Raw genomic sequence first — 16,051 nt, 5'->3', positions numbered from 1 at the left:
GCCATTTTCTTGACCCACTTTTGCACGTTCTGGTCTATATAGGGGCCAGAGTTTGTTGCTTCAGGTGGTGGTTGATCTTATGGCAAGTGACGTTTCGCAGACCAAGTTCCAAGTGTTGTTGGCCGAGGATGACGAGGTCAATCAGAGCATCGTTCAGGCATTCCTGTTCGATGTGAATGTGGAACTGACGATTGCATCCGACGGGCGGCAGGCGCTGGAAGCAGCCCTGACGCATCAGTATGATCTGATGATCGTGGACCAGAACATGCCCTTCATCACCGGGGATCGTGTGATCCGCCATCTGCGCGCAGGCCGCACGATGAATGCCACAACGCCGGTGATCCGGTTTACCGCGAATGCCGACCACCCGCCGTTTGATCTCAGCACAGCGGCCTCTGTGCTGGAAGTGACCCTGCCAAAGCCGCTGAGCCGGCAAGATCTGGTTTCAACGGTGGATGCATTGTTGCGACGTCACTCTGCGGCAAGTTGAGTTTAGCGCAACATTCGCTTGACAGAGACCGGGCATCATGTGGACCTGTCTTTAGACGAGTGAATGAAAAGGCTGGATGTGAACGGCGCGCACACTTCGGGATCTGATGATCCGAAACAGGCTGATACTGGCATTACGGAGGGGCAATTACCGAGCCGAGAAGCGCTCGACCTGTTGGAACAGGGCGTGGTGATCTACGATTCCGATGATCGGTTTTTGTATTGCAATCAAAGCTATCGCGACTTTTACCCACTGATTGGCCCGGTGCTGGTGCCTGGCACTTCGTTTGAAGACATTCTGCATTTTGCCATTGAGCAGGATCAGTTGGTCGAAGCGGAATCAAGCCAGGACGAGTGGGTGCTCTACCGCATTGCGATGCGCCGCAAGCACTGCACGGGCTGGAAGCGGATGCTTCACGACGGCCGGCAATTGTGGGTTGTGGAACGGATCTTGTCGGGCGGCGGCCTGATGGAAGTCCACTCTGACATCAGCATGCAATATCTGACCGAACAGAAGCTGACCAACCTGATCGCGGGGGCGCAGATCTGCACTTGGGAGTGGAATGTCACCACACAAGAGCATCGCGTGAACGAGTATTGGGCGCAGCTTTTGGGCTATCGGCTGGAAGAATTGCAGCCCGTTACATTTGAGACATGGCGGCAGCGGGTTCACCCGGATGACCTTGAGGCCACCGAGGCGCTGTTCAACAAGCTGTTTGAAGACCCGCGTGCGGTCTACAAGGCGGAATACCGGCTGCGCCACAAGGCGGGGCAATGGATCTGGGTGCTGGATACCGGGCGCGCGCTGCGCTGGGGGACAGACGGCGCGCCGGGTCTGGTGACGGGGGTGCAGGTTGATATCAGTGAGCAACGCGCCCGCGAAGAGGCGCTGTCAGCCGTCAAGGCCGAGTTGGAGCGGTCGATCGTTGAGCGCGCCAGGGTTGAAAAGCGCCTGATCGACATCGCCACGGTCTCGGATGGTTGGCTGTGGGAAATGGACGCGGATCGCCGCTTTATCTTTGTGCTGGACGGCGACTATTTTGACGATGGCGGCATCCCGAAAGAGGGGCTGATCGGCAAAACCCAAGAGGAATGGCTGCAAGCCCACCCCGATATGCTGCCCGGCATTGACTGGGACATCATGCTGTCGGCGCTCAATTCCAACCAGCCCTTCCGCGATTTTGTCTACCGTGCACCGCAATCGGCCGATGGCATCGTGCGCTGGCGGCGGATGAGCGGCGCGCCGGTGTTTGAGGATGACGGCACGTTCGCGGGCTTTCGCGGCGTCGGGTCGGATGTGACGCAGCTTTACGTCGCTAAGGCCGATGCCGAGGACGCCAGCCGCGCCAAATCAAAGTTTCTGGCGAATATGAGCCATGAAATCCGCACGCCTCTGAACGGGGTGCTGGGGATGGCGGAATTGCTGGAAACCACGCTGGATCAGCCGGATCAGAAACGCATGATCGGTATCATCCGCCGCTCGGGCGAGGCGCTGTTGAATATCCTGAACGATATTCTGGATATGTCGAAGATTGAGGCAGGCAAGATCGAATTTGAAGACCTGCCGTTCAACCCGATGGATCTGGCCAAGCGCATTGAAGACCAATATGAGTTGCGCGCCGATGAAAAGGGGTTGGATTTCGAGGTTCTGCTTGGTTCGGGTTCCGAATTGCTGCGGATGGGCGACCCTTACCGCGTGCAGCAGGTGCTGCACAATCTGGTCAGCAACGCCATCAAGTTCACCGATCAGGGGTCGGTGACGGTCAAGATCAGCGGCAAGGCCACCGCGCCGTTGCTGATCGAAGTGCGCGACACTGGTATCGGCATGACGCCCGAGCAAGTCGCGCGGCTGCATGACGAGTTCAGTCAGGCCGACAGTTCGGTGACACGGCGCTTTGGCGGCACAGGGCTGGGCATGACGATCACCAAATCGCTGGTGGAGCGCATGGGCGGCAAGATTGAGGTGACATCTGCGGCGGGGCGGGGCACCGCGATTGTCGTATCCTTGCCGCTGCCGCTGAGTGCGGCGACGCTGGACAAGCAAGCCAAGCCCGCCGAAGAGGCGGTGGCGCTGACCGGTCTGCGGCTGCTTGCGGCGGATGACAACCTGACGAATTGTGCCGTGCTGGAGATGATGCTGACGCGGTTGGGCGCCGAGGTGGTGATCGTCAATGACGGTGCGCAGGCGGTGCAGGCGTGGCAACCGGGGCGGTTTGACGCGATCTTGCTGGATATTGCCATGCCGGTGATGGATGGCCCGACCGCTTTGCACGAAATCCGCGCGCTGGAAATTCAGCACCGCGCCAAGCCGGTACCGATCATCGCGGTAACGGCGAACGTGATGGCGCATCAGGTTGCCGATTACATTGCTGCCGGGTTCGACAGTTGCATCGGCAAACCGATTGGCGCGATTGACCTGTCATGGGCGATCAGCAGTCTGGTGGCATCGAACAAATGACCCCGGCGCGGGGTCGTTTGCATGAATCTCGCGCACCCGGTAACTTGCAGCGTTCTGAACTGCCACATTTTGTGCGGTGGATATCGGTCGGTTGAACCTGACAGAACGCCCTGTCAGGCGGCAAACTCTATCATGGTGCGGGCCAGCACGCCCTGTTCCAGCCAGCGCAGGGCCTCGTTGACCTCGGATAGTGCAATGCGGGCGCCGATCTGGGCGTCTAGTTTCAGCCGGCCTTTGCGGTAAAGGTCAAGGATGCGGTGAATGTCGCGCTCGGGGATGCCACCGCCGTAGATCGAGCCGATCAGCCGCTTTTTCGACCCCGGAAAGCCGATGGCGGGAAGGGCCAGATCCGCTTCCTTCGGCGCGATGCCGACGATGACGACATGACCGGCCGGTCGGGTCAGATGATAGGCTTGCGCTATGGCGGATGGCCGCCCGGTGCATTCGATTGCAGAATCGACTCCGCGACCTTGGGTCAGGGCGCGGACCTTTTCGGGCAGATCGGGATCACCGGCGTTCAAGAAATGGGTTGCGCCATGCGCCAGGGCCAGCGCAGCTTTGGCGGGGTCAATGTCGATGGCCAGAACCACGCCTGCACCTGCGACCTCTGCCGCCTGAAGTGCATTGATGCCAACGCCGCCGATACCGATGACGGCAAGGCTTTCGCCGGGTCGCAGGCCCGCATCGTTGACAACCGCGCCAAAGCCTGTCGTCACCGCGCAGCCGACCAAAGCTGCGACTGCGAAGGGCACATCTTCAGTGATCAGAATGCAGGCGGCTTCGGGCACAACAGCCTGTTCGGCGAACGAGGAAATGCAGGAATAATGGGCAATTGGTGCGTCGATCGGCCCCAGTCGCCGCGTGCCATCCCACAACGCCCCATGGCCCGCCGCCATACCGTAAGTGTCGCAAAGCGTCGGGTGGCTGCCCTGACAGTAAAAGCACTGGCCGCAGTTTGGTGCCCACGACAGCACCACGCGATCGCCGGGGCGCACCTTTGACACCCCCGGACCGACCATTTCGACCACTCCAGCGGCCTCGTGACCGGGCACCAAAGGCAGTTCGGCCCCGGTCTTGCCCCGGATCGTCGTCAGGTCTGAAGCGCAGACCCCGGTGGCCCGTATGCGCACCAGCACCTCGCGGTCGCGGGGCAGCGCAAGCGGGACATCCTCGATCTGAAGGTCGCGGTCGAAGGTACGCAGAACGGCAGCTTTCATGGAAGTCTCCTTCGGCCTGAAACTGACATTTCTTGCATACCTATGCAATAGTTTCAGGGCGAAGGCGCGCACGCTTGCTGCGCGTTAAACTTTCGCGCGTCTGGCTGTGCCAGCGCACGGTGGCACTCTGAAATGCCGTAGGTTGGCGGGTGCGTTGCCGCCTTGGCCTAATCGTCCAGCAGAGATTCCATTTCCATCAGAAGTGACTCCAGCATCGGGTCGATGATCAGTTGGAAATAGGCAGGGTCAGCGCATTTCGCCGGGTTTTCGGTGATGGCGCGGTCCAGATTGCCGGCCAGTTGCCCGGTTCTGAAAAACCCCAGCGTTGCCCCCACCCCCGAAATCTTGTGGGCAATGCCGGCGATCTTGGCCAGTTCGTCCTGCGGATTTTCGCCGTGCTGGACAAGCTTGCGATAGGCCTCAAGTGCCATGATCCGCTCGACGATCAAGCCGCGGAACATGGCGCGCGCAGGCTCTAGCACGGCTGTCATCTCATTGGCTCCACCGCCGAAGGCTCCGCTGAAAGAGTGCAAGCTGCTCATGCTGCTGTCCACCATGATTTGGATTTTGAGTCGGGTCGTGATTGGGCAAGGTCGATCGCGTGCTCCAGGATGCTGGTCGGGTTCAGCAAGCCAAAGAACGAAGCGCGGGCCAGCCCACCAACCTTGATCTGCGGCAGGGGCAGACGGTCAGCCGTGTAAAAGCTGGCGAAATCCTCGATCCCTGATTGCATCATGGCTTCAAGTTCCAGCAGTTCGGTGGACAGGCCAGAGGACACAACCGCCACGAAATTGCCTGACCCGGCATAGGCGATCATCATCTGTTCGGCCTTCACCGCATCGCTGATCGCCGAGGCGACATCGCCCAGCATGTTCACAAAGCAGGTGGGTGCGGATTTCTTGAAGAAGATATGGGCGTTTCTGACCGAGATGCCAAAGGCCGCCGTGCTGTACATCCGCTTGCTGCCCAGCATCAGCAGATAGTTTTCCAGCGCCAGATACTCCATCGCGCGGTCAAAGCCGGGGATCGGGAATGGCGTTTCGAAATCGACCTCTATGGCGATGACGTCGTTGCGCTGATCAGCTTTCTTTTCCAAAGCCGCAGTCAGGCGACGTTCTTTCAGCAAACGCTCGGCCATCGAAATGCGCGCTTTCAGATCCATCGGGTCCAACGGTTTGGTGATGTAATCCGTGGCCCCTGCGTTGAACGCATCATCGACAAAGCGCTTGCCCGTCATCGAGGTGATCATGACGATGGGTGTGCGGCGATGGTTGGGCAGATTGCGGATATGGCCGCACAACTGCACGCCGCTCATGCCCGGCATCTGGATATCGAGCAAAAGGCAATCAAACGACTCGGCCGATAGCTTGAACAGAGCCTCATCGCCCGAATTTGCGGTGGTCACATCGGTTTGTCCCAGTGCGGCAAGCATTGGAAGCAAGATCCCCAGAAAGATTGGATCATCATCTACTGCCAAGATTTTCATTGTCGCCCCCCTTGCCTGAACGCCTTCTGATTGCAGGGCATGGATGCCGTGATTTCACAAAGCTTCTAAGAAAGTTCGTTTCAAATTGTGGCAAATATCGGGCAGAGGCCAGCGCTATCTATCTATTTGGGCAAAATAATCGCCGTATAGTTGTGTATCGGCCTTTGGCTGCGCTTTTCTGCGCCACGCAACGGACCGGTACTTAAAAACATACATTTCAACCACAGGAATTATTCTGATTCGCCTTTGGGTGGTGAGCGAGGCGCGCCGACTGTCAGGCTTGACAGGTCAGGCGATATTATTTAACACGTTAATGACACCATTGGAGGCGCGCGTGCCACATCTGACCATCGAATATTCCGGCAATCTGGATGCGCAGGCGGATATCGCCGGGCTTTGCCGCAGCCTGCACGCGGCCATGGTGGATTGTGGCCTGTTCGAACTTGGCGCGATCCGTGTGCGGGCGCTGCGCTGTGATGATTATGCGGTGGCCGATCTGCTGGCCGAGAACGCCTTTGCCGATCTGCGGTTGCGGATTGGGGCGGGGCGCAGCGCCGAGGAAAAGCAGCGGGCGGGGGCGATGATCTTTGCTGCGGCCTGCGCGCATTTCGCGCCGTTGTTCGAGGCGCCGCATTTCGCGCTGACGCTGGATATTTCTGAACTCGATCCAGCGCAAAGCTGGAAGAAAAATGCCATCCACCCGCGCCTGCGCGGCAAGTAAGAGGCCGACATGTCTGATCTGAACAGCAATCTTGCCAAGGCCGAGGGCTATCTGGCGCGGTTTCGACGCGACGGGGTGTTGAACCATATCGGCGGCAAGGCGGTGGCGGCGCAGGACGGGGCATGGTTTGACACCATCTCGCCCGTCGATCTTGCGCCGATTGCGCGTGTGGCGCAGGGCAAGGCGGCGGATGTGGCGCGGGCTGCGGCGGCGGCGAAGGCGGCTTTTCCGGCGTGGCGCGCGATGGATGGTGCAGCGCGGCGCGCGCTGTTGCACCGCATCGCCGATGCGATCGAGGCGCGGGCTGAGGAGATCGCCTTTGTCGAGGCGATGGACACCGGGCAATCCATTCGCTTCATGGCGAAAGCTGCGCTGCGTGGGGCCGAGAATTTCCGCTATTTCGCCGATCTGGCACCGCAGGCGCGTGATGGGCAGACGCTGCACGCCAAGGGGCAGGTCAACATGACCACCCGCACCCCGATTGGTCCGGTGGGGATCATCACGCCGTGGAATACGCCGTTCATGCTATCCACCTGGAAGATCGCGCCGGCCTTGGCGGCGGGTTGCACGGTGGTGCATAAGCCTGCCGAGTTCTCGCCACTATCGGCGCGGCTGCTGGTTGAGATCGCCGAAAGCGCAGGTCTGCCCGCCGGCGTGTGGAACTTGGTCAACGGTTTTGGCGAGGATGCGGGGCGGGCGTTGACCGAGCATCCTGACATCAAGGCGATTGGCTTTGTCGGCGAAAGCCGCACCGGCAGTATGATCATGAAGCAGGGTGCCGATACGCTGAAGCGGGTGCATTTTGAACTCGGCGGCAAGAACCCGGTGATCGTGTTTGCCGACGCCGATCTGGAACGCGCCGCCGATGCGGCGGTCTTCATGATCTATTCGCTGAATGGCGAGCGTTGCACCTCGTCCAGCCGCTTGCTGGTGGAGGCTTCCATTTATGACACCTTCACCGCGATGGTGGCCGAGAAGGCCAAGCGGATTGTGGTCGGCCATCCGCTGGACCCTGCAACGGTTGTCGGCCCGCTGATCCATCCGGTGCATGAGAAAAAGGTGCTGGAGTATATCGAAATCGGCCGCGCCGAGGGGGCGGTGGTGGCCGCAGGCGGCGCGAAATTCGCGGGACCGGGGGGCGGCTGCTATGTCAGCCCAACGCTGTTTACCGGCGCGCATAACCAGATGCGGATCGCGCAAGAGGAAATCTTTGGCCCGGTGCTGACGGCGATTCCCTTCAAGGATGAGGCCGAGGCTTTGGCGATTGCCAATGATGTGCAATACGGGCTGACGGGGTATCTGTGGACCGCCGACGTCACCCGCGCCTTCCGCTTTACCGAAGCGTTGGAGGCTGGGATGATCTGGGTAAACTCGGAAAACATCCGCCACCTGCCGACGCCGTTCGGGGGCGTGAAGAACTCGGGCATCGGGCGCGACGGCGCGCAGTGGTCGTTCGATTTCTACATGGAAACCAAGAACATCGCTTTTGCCACGCAGGCCCACCCAATACCGAAACTTGGCGGCTAAGTTACCATTATTGCTTCAGGGAGGAAGCCCATGCCCGTTCCCAGCCCCGTGCTGTATCCAGCGTTTAATGTCATCCGCCTCAGCCATGTTGAACTGGCCGTCAAAGATCTGGCGGCAAGCCGGGCGTTTTATGTCGACCTGCTGGGTTTGCAGGTTAGCCACGAGGACGCCGAGGCCATCTATCTGCGTGCGATGGAGGAGCGTGGCCATCATTGCGTGATCTTGCGCAAAGCCGATGCGCCTTGTGTCAACGTGCTGGGCTTCAAGGTGTTTGCCGAGGCTGATCTGGATGCCGCCCACAAATTCTTCGCCGATCAAGGCCTGCCAGTGGCTTGGGTGGAGCGCCCGTTCATGGGCCGCACCCTGCGCACGGCTGATCCGCATGGCATTCCGCTGGAATTTTACGCCAAGATGGATCGTCTGCCCCCGATCCATCAGCAATACGCGCTGTATCATGGCGTCAAACCGCTGCGCATTGATCACTTCAACTGCTTTTCGCCCGATGTCGATGCCTCGGTTGCGTTCTACAATTCCTTTGGTTTCCGGGTGACGGAATACACCGAGGACGAGGGCAGCAAAAAGCTGTGGGCGGCGTGGATGCATCGCAAGGGTGGGGTGCATGATATGGCCTTTACCAATGGCCGTGGCCCGCGCCTGCACCATCTGGCGTTCTGGGTGCCGACACCGCTGAACATCATCGACCTGCTCGATCTTATGGCAACCACCGGCTATGTCGCCAATATCGAGCGCGGGCCGGGGCGGCATGGCATTTCCAACGCGTTCTTCTTGTATATCCTTGACCCAGACGGCCACCGCACCGAGATTTATTGCTCGGACTATCAAACCGTTGACCCTGATCTGGAACCGATCCACTGGGATCTGAAAGACCCGCAGCGCCAGACCTTGTGGGGGGCGCCTGCACCGAAAAGCTGGTTTGAGAATGGTTCGGCCTTTGCCAATGTCGCCGCCCGCGATGCGGTGCTGACGGCGCAGCCGATCATTGCGCCATAGGGGGTGGGGATGCGATTTGCCAGCTTTATGCATCAGGGCCGCTCGGCTTGGGGGGCGATCACCGATAGCGGCGTGATTGATCTTTCCGCCCGTTATGGCGGGCAGTGGCCCAGCCTGCGTGCGGTGATTGAACAGGCGGCACTGCCGCAGATCGGTGATCTGGCAGCGGGGCAGGCTGCGGATTTTGCGGTGGCGGATATTGTTTATGACATCCCGATCACCGCGCCGGAAAAAATCCTCTGCGTCGGGGTGAATTTCCCCGATCGCAATGCCGAGTATAAGGATGGGCAGGAAAGCCCGCCATATATGTCGCTGTTCCCCCGTTTTGCCCGCAGCTTTACCGGGCATGGTCAGCCGCTGATCCGCCCGCCGGAAAGCCCGCAACTGGATTACGAGGGCGAGATGACGATCATCATCGGCAAAGGCGGGCGGCGGATTGCCGATGCCGACGCTTTGGGCCATATCGCGGCGTTGACCCTTTGCAACGAAGGCACCATCCGCGACTGGGTGCGCCATGCCAAATTCAACGTGACGCAAGGCAAGAACTGGGATCGTTCCGGCGCTATCGGGCCGTGGATCGTGCCGTTTACCGATGAATCGCAACTGGCCGACATTGCGCTGCAAACGCGGGTGAATGGGCAGGTGCGCCAATCGGATCGCACCAGCCGGATGATCTTCGGGTTTCGGCAGATCATTGCCTATATCTCGACCTTCACCACGCTTGTGCCGGGGGATGTGATTGTCTGCGGCACGCCGACAGGCGCGGGGGCGCGGTTTGATCCGCCGATCTGGCTGAAACCCGGCGATGTGGTTGAGGTTGAGGCCGAAGGCATCGGCACGCTGACCAACACCGTTGCAGATGAGGTGCCATAATGCTGAGCGCTGCCGAAATCGCCGCCGCTGCGGCCCGTCTGGTGCAGGCCGAGAAAACCCGTGTGCAATGCGGTCTGTTGTCGATTGCGCATCCCGAAATGACGATGGATGACGCCTATGCGGTGCAGGCCGCTTATGTGGCGGCGCGCCATGCCGAGGGACGCCGGACGATTGGCTGGAAGATCGGCCTGACCTCGAAAGCCATGCAATATGCGCTGAACATCGCCACACCGGATTCGGGCGTGTTGCTGGATGATATGGCGTTTGAGGATGGCGCGACGATTCCAGCCGACCGCTTCATCCAACCAAGGATCGAGGCGGAATTGGCCTTTGTGCTGAAAGCCACGCTGCAAGGGCCGGGGGTGACGGTGACGGATGTGCTGAACGCCACCGATTACATCATCCCCGCGCTAGAGATTCTGGATACCCGGATCCTGCGCGTTGATCCGGCATCGGGTAGAACCCGCACGATTGTGGATACCATTTCCGACAATGCCGCCAATGCGGGAATCGTCACCGGGGGCCGTGCGATGCGGCCCGACAGTTTTGATCCGCGCTGGGCCGGGGCCATCGTGATGCGCAACGCCGAGGTGGAAGAAACCGGCTTGGGCGCGGGGGTGCTGAACCAGCCGGCGCGCGGGGTGGCGTGGTTGGCGAACCGCTTGGGGCAATATGGCCAGCGGATCGAGGCCGGTCAGATCGTGCTTTCGGGCTCGTTCATCCGGCCTGTTGAGGCGCGGCATGGCGATACTATTCTGGCCGATTATGGCCCCTTGGGCACGGTTGGCTGCTTCTTCGCCTGACCCCACAAAGCGCGAACGCCCCGGACCAAGCCGGGGCGTTGCAGGTGGTTTTCGCAGCGGTCAGAGCAGGAAGTCGCCAAAGCCAAGGTTCACGTTGCCGGTCAGTTGCACGATCAGATCGGGGTTGCCGTCGGCATCCATATTGACCGCGATCTGGGTGATCGCATCGGCCCCGGCTCCGAAATGTTCAACGTGGATGGTGCCTGCCGCATTGCCGCCCAGCACAAGGCTAAAGGCCTGATCCCCGGCGGTGGCAGCATCGGCATCCAGCCCGCTGAAATCCAGCCGGTCGATACCCACTTGGAAATCGGTGATCAGATCGGCCCCGCCCAACTGATTGAGCGAGTCGGTGCTGGCGCGGAACACGAACACATCCGCCCCGCTGCCCCCGGTCAGCACATCCGCCCCGGCATCGCCCACCAGCACGTCATTGCCGGTGCCACCGTTCAGCACATCGGCGCCCGCACCACCTTCAACCCGGTCGTTGTCAAAGCTGCCGTCAAGCCTGTCGTTGCCGTCGCCCCCCGTCAGCGTGTCATTGCCCAGAAAGCCGGTCATCACATCGTTGCCGCTGTCGCCTGCCATCACGTCATTGCCCGTCCCGCCGTTCATCACGTCGTCGCCTGCATCGCCGTGCATCTGATCATTGCCAGAGCCGCCATCCATCCGGTCGTTGCCGGAGCCGCCGCTCATCACATCATCGCCTGCATCGCCGCTCACCGTGTCGGTGCCGCTGCCGCCCGAAACCTGATCATTGCCCGCGCCGCCGAACACCTGATCCGAGTCAAAGCCGCCATCGACGCTGTCATTGCCGTCTCCGCCCAGCACCGTGTCATTGCCAAAGCCGCCCAGGATGGTATCGCTGCCCGCCATGCCTTCCAGCCGGTTGGCCGAGGAATTGCCGGTGATCGTGTCGATGTTGCTGGTGCCGATCACATTCTCGAACCCCGAGAAGGTGGTGGTGCCAAAGGTGCCGGTGACAAGGTTGATCTGGTTGTTGCCGCCGATCACCTGAAACGGCGTCGACATATTGGTGAAATCCAGCGTGTCGGTGCCGCTGTCGCCGAACAGCGTATCGCCGCTGCTGGCCAGCACGGTATCATTGCCCAGCCCGCCATGCACCAGATCATTGCCAGCGCCGCCGTCCAAGCGGTCGTCACCGTCGCCGCCATCAAGGCTGTCGTTGTCCAGCCCTCCGGTCAGCACATCGTTACCACTGCCGCCCGTGATGCTGTCGTTGCCGGAGTCGCCATTCAGGATGTCATGATCGGTGCCGCCATCCATCCGGTCATTGCCGCTGCCGCCGTTCAGCAGATCACGCCCCGCGCCGCCGAACATCTGATCATGCCCTGAACCACCCGAAAGTTGGTCATTCTCGGCCCCACCGTCGAGCAGGTCATTCTCGCTGCCGCCGTCCAGCACGTCACGCCCGTTACCGCCATACAGGCTGTCATTGCCGATGCCGCCGAAGATCACGTCATTGCCGTTCAGCCCTTGCAGCTTGTTGGCCAAGCTGTTGCCAACCAGACGGTCGCTGAAGCCTGACCCATTGACGTTTTCGATGCTGATCAAGCGGTCGCCTTGGGCAAAGCCGCCAATCTGCGTCGTGCGGGTCAGATCGACATTCACCGCGGCCGTCGAGGTGCTGTAGGTTGCGGTGTCGGTATCGGCGCCGCCGTTCAACGTATCATTGCCGAGGCCGCCAAACAGCGTGTCGTTGCCGTCATCGCCGTTCAGATTGTCATTGCCGGACACGCCCAGCACAGCCTCGTCGTGCAGCACGTCATTGCCTTCGCCGCCCGACAGGGTGTCGTCGCCGACATAGGAAAACAGCGTGTCATTGCCGGTCAGGCCGGAAATCACATCATTCAACACGCCCAAAGTGCCGTCGGTCACTTCTGCATCATTGCCGAGGGTGCCGGATTTACCAAAAAGGGATGCCAATTCAATCTCCATCTATCTGTTTCAGGCGGCGTGATTGCCGTCGTAGGGATGGAATGCCACGGCGCGGTGCGGGCGGCTGTTCCCTGCGGAACAGGGGGTAGGGCCTTGCGCGAAACCGCAGCACAGGCGAAGTTTGCCAAAAGCAACGGAGCCCTGATGAGCGCTGCACCGCCCCCACGCGAAAAACCAAGCTTTTGGCGGTCTTTCCCGCTGTTTGAGGATTTGCCCGAAACGGTATTGGCGGATGTGGCGGCGGTGGCCGTCCCGCAGCGCTGGACGGCAGGCACGGTGATCTTTCAACGCGGCGATGCGGGCGAATGGCTGGTGGCGCTGAAATCGGGCCGCGTGCGGTTGTCGCTGATCACCCAAGGCGGGCGCGAGTTGACGCTGCGCCATGCCGAACCGGGCGACACTTTGGGCGAACTGGCGCTGTTTGATCAGCAGCCGCGTTCGGCTGATGCGACGGCGGTGGCGGAAACCCTGGGCTATGTCCTGGCCCGCCGCGATTATGACGTTTTGGCCCGCACGCATCCGGCGCTGACGATGGGCGTCGCACGCTACCTCAGCCGCCGCCTGCGCGAGACGACCGAGCAGTTGGAATCCATCGCGCTCTACCCGCTAGAGGCCCGCGCGGCACGGTTCTTGCTGTTCACCCTGCGGCAGTTGAATGGTCACGATCTGCCTGCCCGCGCCACCCTGCGGCTTGAAATCAGCCAGACCGAACTTGCCACCGTGCTGGGGGCCAGCCGCCCCAAGGTCAACCGCGCTTTGCAGGCCTTGGCCGATGCGGGCGCGTTGATCAAAGGCGGCGATGGCTGGGATTGCGACATCGCCGCGCTGCAAACCTTGGCCGAACCCGATGCGGATTGAACGCGCCGCCCTGCGTGCAGGCTTTGCCGCGCTGGTGCTGGCAGGCGTCTTGGGACTGGCTGCGCCGGACGCCCTGCGCGATCTGCGCGAGGCGGCGCTGGATGCGGGGCTGTCCGCGCGTGCGCCCGCACCTTCGGGGCAGGTGCAGGTGATCGAGATCGCGGCGGACGATCTGGCACAACTGGGCCGCTGGCCGTGGCCGCGCACGCGGCTTGCCGGGGTCGTCGCACAGATTGCGGCGCAGAATCCGACCGTGTTGGGCGTTGATCTGGTGCTGTCCGGCCCTGATCCCGCAGGCCCACTGGCCTTGGCGGATGTGCCGGGGGCCGCCGCCTTGCCCGATGGCGACGCCGCCTTGCAAGCCGCCCTGTCGCAGGTGCCCACGGTGCTGGCCGCTGCTCTGTCAGATCAGGCTGGCCCTGTTCCGCCGCTTGTGCCGCTGCTGTCGGCTGGCCCGCCGGTGCCGGTGCAGCCGTGGTTCGCGCCGGGGCTGGAGGCCTCGACGCTGACCGCCAAAGGCCTTGGCGTCAGCGCTCTGCGCGGTGAGGCGCAGGGCAGGGTGCGCCGGGTGCCGCTGCTGGTGCTGGCAGACCAGACCGCCGCACCCGGTTTTGCCGCTGAAGTCGTGCGGCTGGCGCAGGGGGCCAGCACCCTGCGCATCGGGCAGGGGCGCTTGATGCTGGGCGATATTGCGCTGCCCATGGGGCCGGACGCTGATCTGCGCATCCGCCCGACCGATCCTGCGCGGTGGCGCGACCGGACCCTCAATCTGGCGCAGACCTTGTCCCAAGACCACGATTTTTCCACAAAAATCGTGGTGCTTGGCTTAAGCGCGCCGCAAGCGGCCTCGCTGCGCCCCACGGCTGTGACCCCACTTGCGCCCTCGGTGCAGATACAGGCGGATGCGATTGAAACCATGCTGTCGGGTCAGCTTCTGCTGCGCCCCGCTTGGGCGGGCTGGGCCGAGATTGCAGCCGCACTGGCCATGGCCGCGCTGGCGCTGTGGGTTGCGGCGACTGGCTCTGCCACCCAGGCGCTGACCGTGACGCTGGCGCTGCCGCTGCTGTGGGCTGTGACCGCCACCGCCTTATGGCTGCGCGCCGGGATCGCGCTTGATCCGGTCAACCCCGCCCTGCTGCCGCTGGCCACCGGCCTCAGCGCCACCGCCAGCGCCATGCTGGCCGCCCGCCGCCACGCCCAAGCCATGCGGCGGCGGTTCGAGCGTCACCTCTCTCCCGCCGTGGTGGCGCATATCGCCGCTCAGCCGGGGCTTTCGCGCCTGCCCGGTGAAGCGCGCGAGATCACCGCGCTGTTCACCGACATCGCAGGCTTTTCGCCATATGCCGATGCCCTCGCCCCCGCCGATCTGATCGCCATCCTCGACCGCTATTTCGACGGGCTGACCCAGATCGTCCACGCCCATGGCGGCATGATCGAGAAATTTGTCGGCGACGCCGCGCATGTGCTGTTCAACGCGCCGTTCGATCTGCCAGACCACGCCGCACGGGCGGTGCAGGCGGGGCTTGCATTGCAAGCTTACGGCGTGAAATTCGCCGCTGTTCCGGCAAACCAAGGCCTTGGCATCACCCGTGTCGGGATGGAATGCGGCGTGCTGGTGGTGGGCGATGTCGGTGCGGGCGAAAAGCTGGATTACACAGCCCACGGCCGCGCGATGAACATCGCTGCACGGCTAGAGCAGGCGGGCAAGGGCCTTGGCGTCACGCTCTTGGCCGGACCGGCATTGCACGCAGCCCTGCCGGGTTTGCCGTGGCAAAGCATGGGCGAAATCGAGTTGCGCGGATTGGGGGCGGTGGCGGCCTACACCGTGCCACCTGTGGTCTAGGGGTTGATCGACAAGCAGGCGTTTGCCTGCGGGCGAGTAGCGCGCGCCATCGGCGGGTCGGGCGCTGGCCGGGCCTTGGAGGCCCGGCGGTTTCAGCGGCACCTGCACCGCATGACGAAGGCAATAGCCTTCGCCAGATTGTCCAATGTGAAAGTCGATCCGCCTCAAGCCCCGACCAAAGCCATCGCGGCGTCAATCCGTGCCTGTTTCCAGCGCGCAGGCGCAGACGGGGCCTGACCGGGTTCTGCAATATCGCTGCCAAAGCCCGGCAGCAGCGCCACCTCGACCCCGCCGCCCGACAACCGCACTTCGCCACGTTCGACAAACACGCCAAACTTGCCGTTGCTTGGGCCCGCGAAAAACCGCGTGCCGCGCACGGCGATCAGCCCAAAGGCGGTGCTGAGTTGCACGGGGGTTTTCGGAGCGCCCTCATCGCGGTCAAACAGCAGCGCGCCATCGCCCAGCACCAACTCGCCACCCGCTTCGGCGGTGTATTGATCAATTGTCAGCGTCGTCTGCGGCCCCATCAAGATCCGCGTGGTGCCCGCCAGCATCATCGCCAGCCGAGACTCTGGCCCGGTGCCAACCTCATCGCCCAGAAACACCGCGGCCTGTGCCACCAGATCGCGGGCAGGCGAACCCGCCGCCCAAGCCTTGCCCTCGGTGGTTTCCACCACGCCCACATCGCCCCCCGCCCAGACCGGCAAGGGCAGCATCGCGGCAGAAGCCGCCAGCATCACATGCCGACGACGCAAATGGATCGGGGAGGGCATCGCAAATACCTCATGCAAATAATGCGTCGCAGTCTA

At 62.1% G+C, this 16,051-nt stretch carries 14 protein-coding genes; 9 read left to right on the top strand and 5 right to left on the bottom strand.

Annotated features, from left to right (window positions below; genetic code table 11):
* The first annotated feature begins 79 nt into the window (after positions 1 to 79).
* Complete coding sequence (locus tag ACFOGH_RS17855; protein ID WP_380074524.1) at positions 80 to 490, top strand: response regulator; 411 nt, start codon at positions 80 to 82, stop codon at positions 488 to 490.
* A gap of 63 nt (positions 491 to 553) precedes the next feature.
* Positions 554 to 2,947, top strand: a complete 2,394-nt coding sequence (locus ACFOGH_RS17850) for an ATP-binding protein (protein WP_380074523.1) — start codon at positions 554 to 556, stop codon at positions 2,945 to 2,947.
* Between the two features lie 113 nt (positions 2,948 to 3,060).
* On the opposite strand, the gene ACFOGH_RS17845 is transcribed toward ACFOGH_RS17850, so the two are convergent.
* The 3 genes from ACFOGH_RS17845 to ACFOGH_RS17835 form a co-directional block, all read right to left on the bottom strand.
* On the bottom strand, positions 3,061 to 4,164 hold the full coding sequence (locus ACFOGH_RS17845) for a Zn-dependent alcohol dehydrogenase (RefSeq protein ID WP_380074522.1): 1,104 nt from the start codon (positions 4,162 to 4,164) through the stop codon (positions 3,061 to 3,063).
* 167 nt (positions 4,165 to 4,331) lie between these two features.
* Entirely contained in the window at positions 4,332 to 4,721 is a 390-nt protein-coding gene (locus ACFOGH_RS17840) for a hypothetical protein (protein ID WP_380074521.1), read from the bottom strand.
* Positions 4,703 to 5,650, bottom strand: a complete 948-nt coding sequence (locus tag ACFOGH_RS17835; RefSeq protein WP_380074520.1) for a response regulator — start codon at positions 5,648 to 5,650, stop codon at positions 4,703 to 4,705. The genes ACFOGH_RS17840 and ACFOGH_RS17835 overlap by 19 nt, the downstream gene beginning before the upstream one ends.
* Before the next feature lie 313 nt (positions 5,651 to 5,963).
* Here ACFOGH_RS17835 and ACFOGH_RS17830 point away from each other — a divergent pair, with 313 nt between their 5' ends.
* Genes ACFOGH_RS17830 through hpaH form a run of 5 tightly spaced genes read left to right on the top strand, consistent with a single transcriptional unit; the run spans position 5,964 to position 10,585 of the window.
* Positions 5,964 to 6,371 carry a 5-carboxymethyl-2-hydroxymuconate Delta-isomerase gene (locus ACFOGH_RS17830; RefSeq protein WP_380074519.1) on the top strand — a complete coding sequence of 136 codons (408 nt, stop codon included), beginning with the start codon at positions 5,964 to 5,966 and terminating at the stop codon, positions 6,369 to 6,371.
* Between the two features lie 9 nt (positions 6,372 to 6,380).
* The gene (gene hpaE / locus ACFOGH_RS17825) at positions 6,381 to 7,898 is read left to right on the top strand and encodes a 5-carboxymethyl-2-hydroxymuconate semialdehyde dehydrogenase (protein ID WP_380074518.1); all 1,518 of its coding nucleotides are present in this window, start codon (positions 6,381 to 6,383) and stop codon (positions 7,896 to 7,898) included.
* A gap of 30 nt (positions 7,899 to 7,928) precedes the next feature.
* Positions 7,929 to 8,909: a 3,4-dihydroxyphenylacetate 2,3-dioxygenase gene (gene hpaD, locus ACFOGH_RS17820; protein ID WP_380074517.1), complete on the top strand. Its 981-nt coding sequence runs from the start codon at positions 7,929 to 7,931 to the stop codon at positions 8,907 to 8,909.
* 9 nt (positions 8,910 to 8,918) lie between these two features.
* A complete protein-coding gene (locus ACFOGH_RS17815; RefSeq protein ID WP_380074516.1) occupies positions 8,919 to 9,782 on the top strand; it encodes a fumarylacetoacetate hydrolase family protein in 864 nt (287 codons plus the stop codon).
* 2 nt (positions 9,783 to 9,784) lie between these two features.
* On the top strand, positions 9,785 to 10,585 hold the full coding sequence (hpaH, locus tag ACFOGH_RS17810) for a 2-oxo-hept-4-ene-1,7-dioate hydratase (RefSeq protein WP_380074901.1): 801 nt from the start codon (positions 9,785 to 9,787) through the stop codon (positions 10,583 to 10,585).
* Positions 10,586 to 10,645: 60 nt separating this feature from the next.
* On the opposite strand, the gene ACFOGH_RS17805 is transcribed toward hpaH, so the two are convergent.
* Positions 10,646 to 12,529 (bottom strand): calcium-binding protein, encoded by a 1,884-nt coding sequence (locus ACFOGH_RS17805; protein WP_380074515.1) that lies wholly within the window; start codon positions 12,527 to 12,529, stop codon positions 10,646 to 10,648.
* 156 nt (positions 12,530 to 12,685) lie between these two features.
* On the opposite strand from ACFOGH_RS17805, the gene ACFOGH_RS17800 reads away from it, so the two are divergent.
* Both ACFOGH_RS17800 and ACFOGH_RS17795 read left to right on the top strand, forming a co-directional pair.
* Positions 12,686 to 13,399: a Crp/Fnr family transcriptional regulator gene (locus tag ACFOGH_RS17800; RefSeq protein ID WP_380074514.1), complete on the top strand. Its 714-nt coding sequence runs from the start codon at positions 12,686 to 12,688 to the stop codon at positions 13,397 to 13,399.
* On the top strand, positions 13,389 to 15,242 hold the full coding sequence (locus ACFOGH_RS17795) for a CHASE2 domain-containing protein (RefSeq protein WP_380074513.1): 1,854 nt from the start codon (positions 13,389 to 13,391) through the stop codon (positions 15,240 to 15,242). The genes ACFOGH_RS17800 and ACFOGH_RS17795 overlap by 11 nt, the downstream gene beginning before the upstream one ends.
* A gap of 164 nt (positions 15,243 to 15,406) precedes the next feature.
* Here the strand turns inward: ACFOGH_RS17795 and ACFOGH_RS17790 are convergent, their stop codons facing one another.
* On the bottom strand, positions 15,407 to 16,015 hold the full coding sequence (locus ACFOGH_RS17790; RefSeq protein WP_380074512.1) for a FecR domain-containing protein: 609 nt from the start codon (positions 16,013 to 16,015) through the stop codon (positions 15,407 to 15,409).
* Positions 16,016 to 16,051: the final 36 nt, after the last annotated feature.

The sequence above is a fragment of the Cypionkella sinensis genome (assembly GCF_042646385.1).
Lineage (GTDB): Bacteria > Pseudomonadota > Alphaproteobacteria > Rhodobacterales > Rhodobacteraceae > Cypionkella > Cypionkella sinensis.
The sequence above is the reverse complement of the archived record's forward strand: the minus strand, read 5'-3'. Positions and strand labels throughout refer to the sequence as shown.

Bases quoted from the DNA above. Each gene is read 5' to 3' on its own strand.
- ACFOGH_RS17855 (WP_380074524.1), top strand. From the start codon at position 80: ATGGCAAGTGACGTTTCGCAGACCAAGTTCCAAGTGTTGTTGGCCGAG.
- ACFOGH_RS17850 (WP_380074523.1), top strand. From the start codon at position 554: ATGAAAAGGCTGGATGTGAACGGCGCGCACACTTCGGGATCTGATGAT.
- ACFOGH_RS17845 (WP_380074522.1), bottom strand. From the start codon at position 4,164: ATGAAAGCTGCCGTTCTGCGTACCTTCGACCGCGACCTTCAGATCGAG.
- ACFOGH_RS17840 (WP_380074521.1), bottom strand. From the start codon at position 4,721: ATGGTGGACAGCAGCATGAGCAGCTTGCACTCTTTCAGCGGAGCCTTC.
- ACFOGH_RS17835 (WP_380074520.1), bottom strand. From the start codon at position 5,650: ATGAAAATCTTGGCAGTAGATGATGATCCAATCTTTCTGGGGATCTTG.
- ACFOGH_RS17830 (WP_380074519.1), top strand. From the start codon at position 5,964: ATGACACCATTGGAGGCGCGCGTGCCACATCTGACCATCGAATATTCC.
- hpaE (WP_380074518.1), top strand. From the start codon at position 6,381: ATGTCTGATCTGAACAGCAATCTTGCCAAGGCCGAGGGCTATCTGGCG.
- hpaD (WP_380074517.1), top strand. From the start codon at position 7,929: ATGCCCGTTCCCAGCCCCGTGCTGTATCCAGCGTTTAATGTCATCCGC.
- ACFOGH_RS17815 (WP_380074516.1), top strand. From the start codon at position 8,919: ATGCGATTTGCCAGCTTTATGCATCAGGGCCGCTCGGCTTGGGGGGCG.
- ACFOGH_RS17800 (WP_380074514.1), top strand. From the start codon at position 12,686: ATGAGCGCTGCACCGCCCCCACGCGAAAAACCAAGCTTTTGGCGGTCT.
- ACFOGH_RS17795 (WP_380074513.1), top strand. From the start codon at position 13,389: ATGCGGATTGAACGCGCCGCCCTGCGTGCAGGCTTTGCCGCGCTGGTG.
- ACFOGH_RS17790 (WP_380074512.1), bottom strand. From the start codon at position 16,015: ATGCCCTCCCCGATCCATTTGCGTCGTCGGCATGTGATGCTGGCGGCT.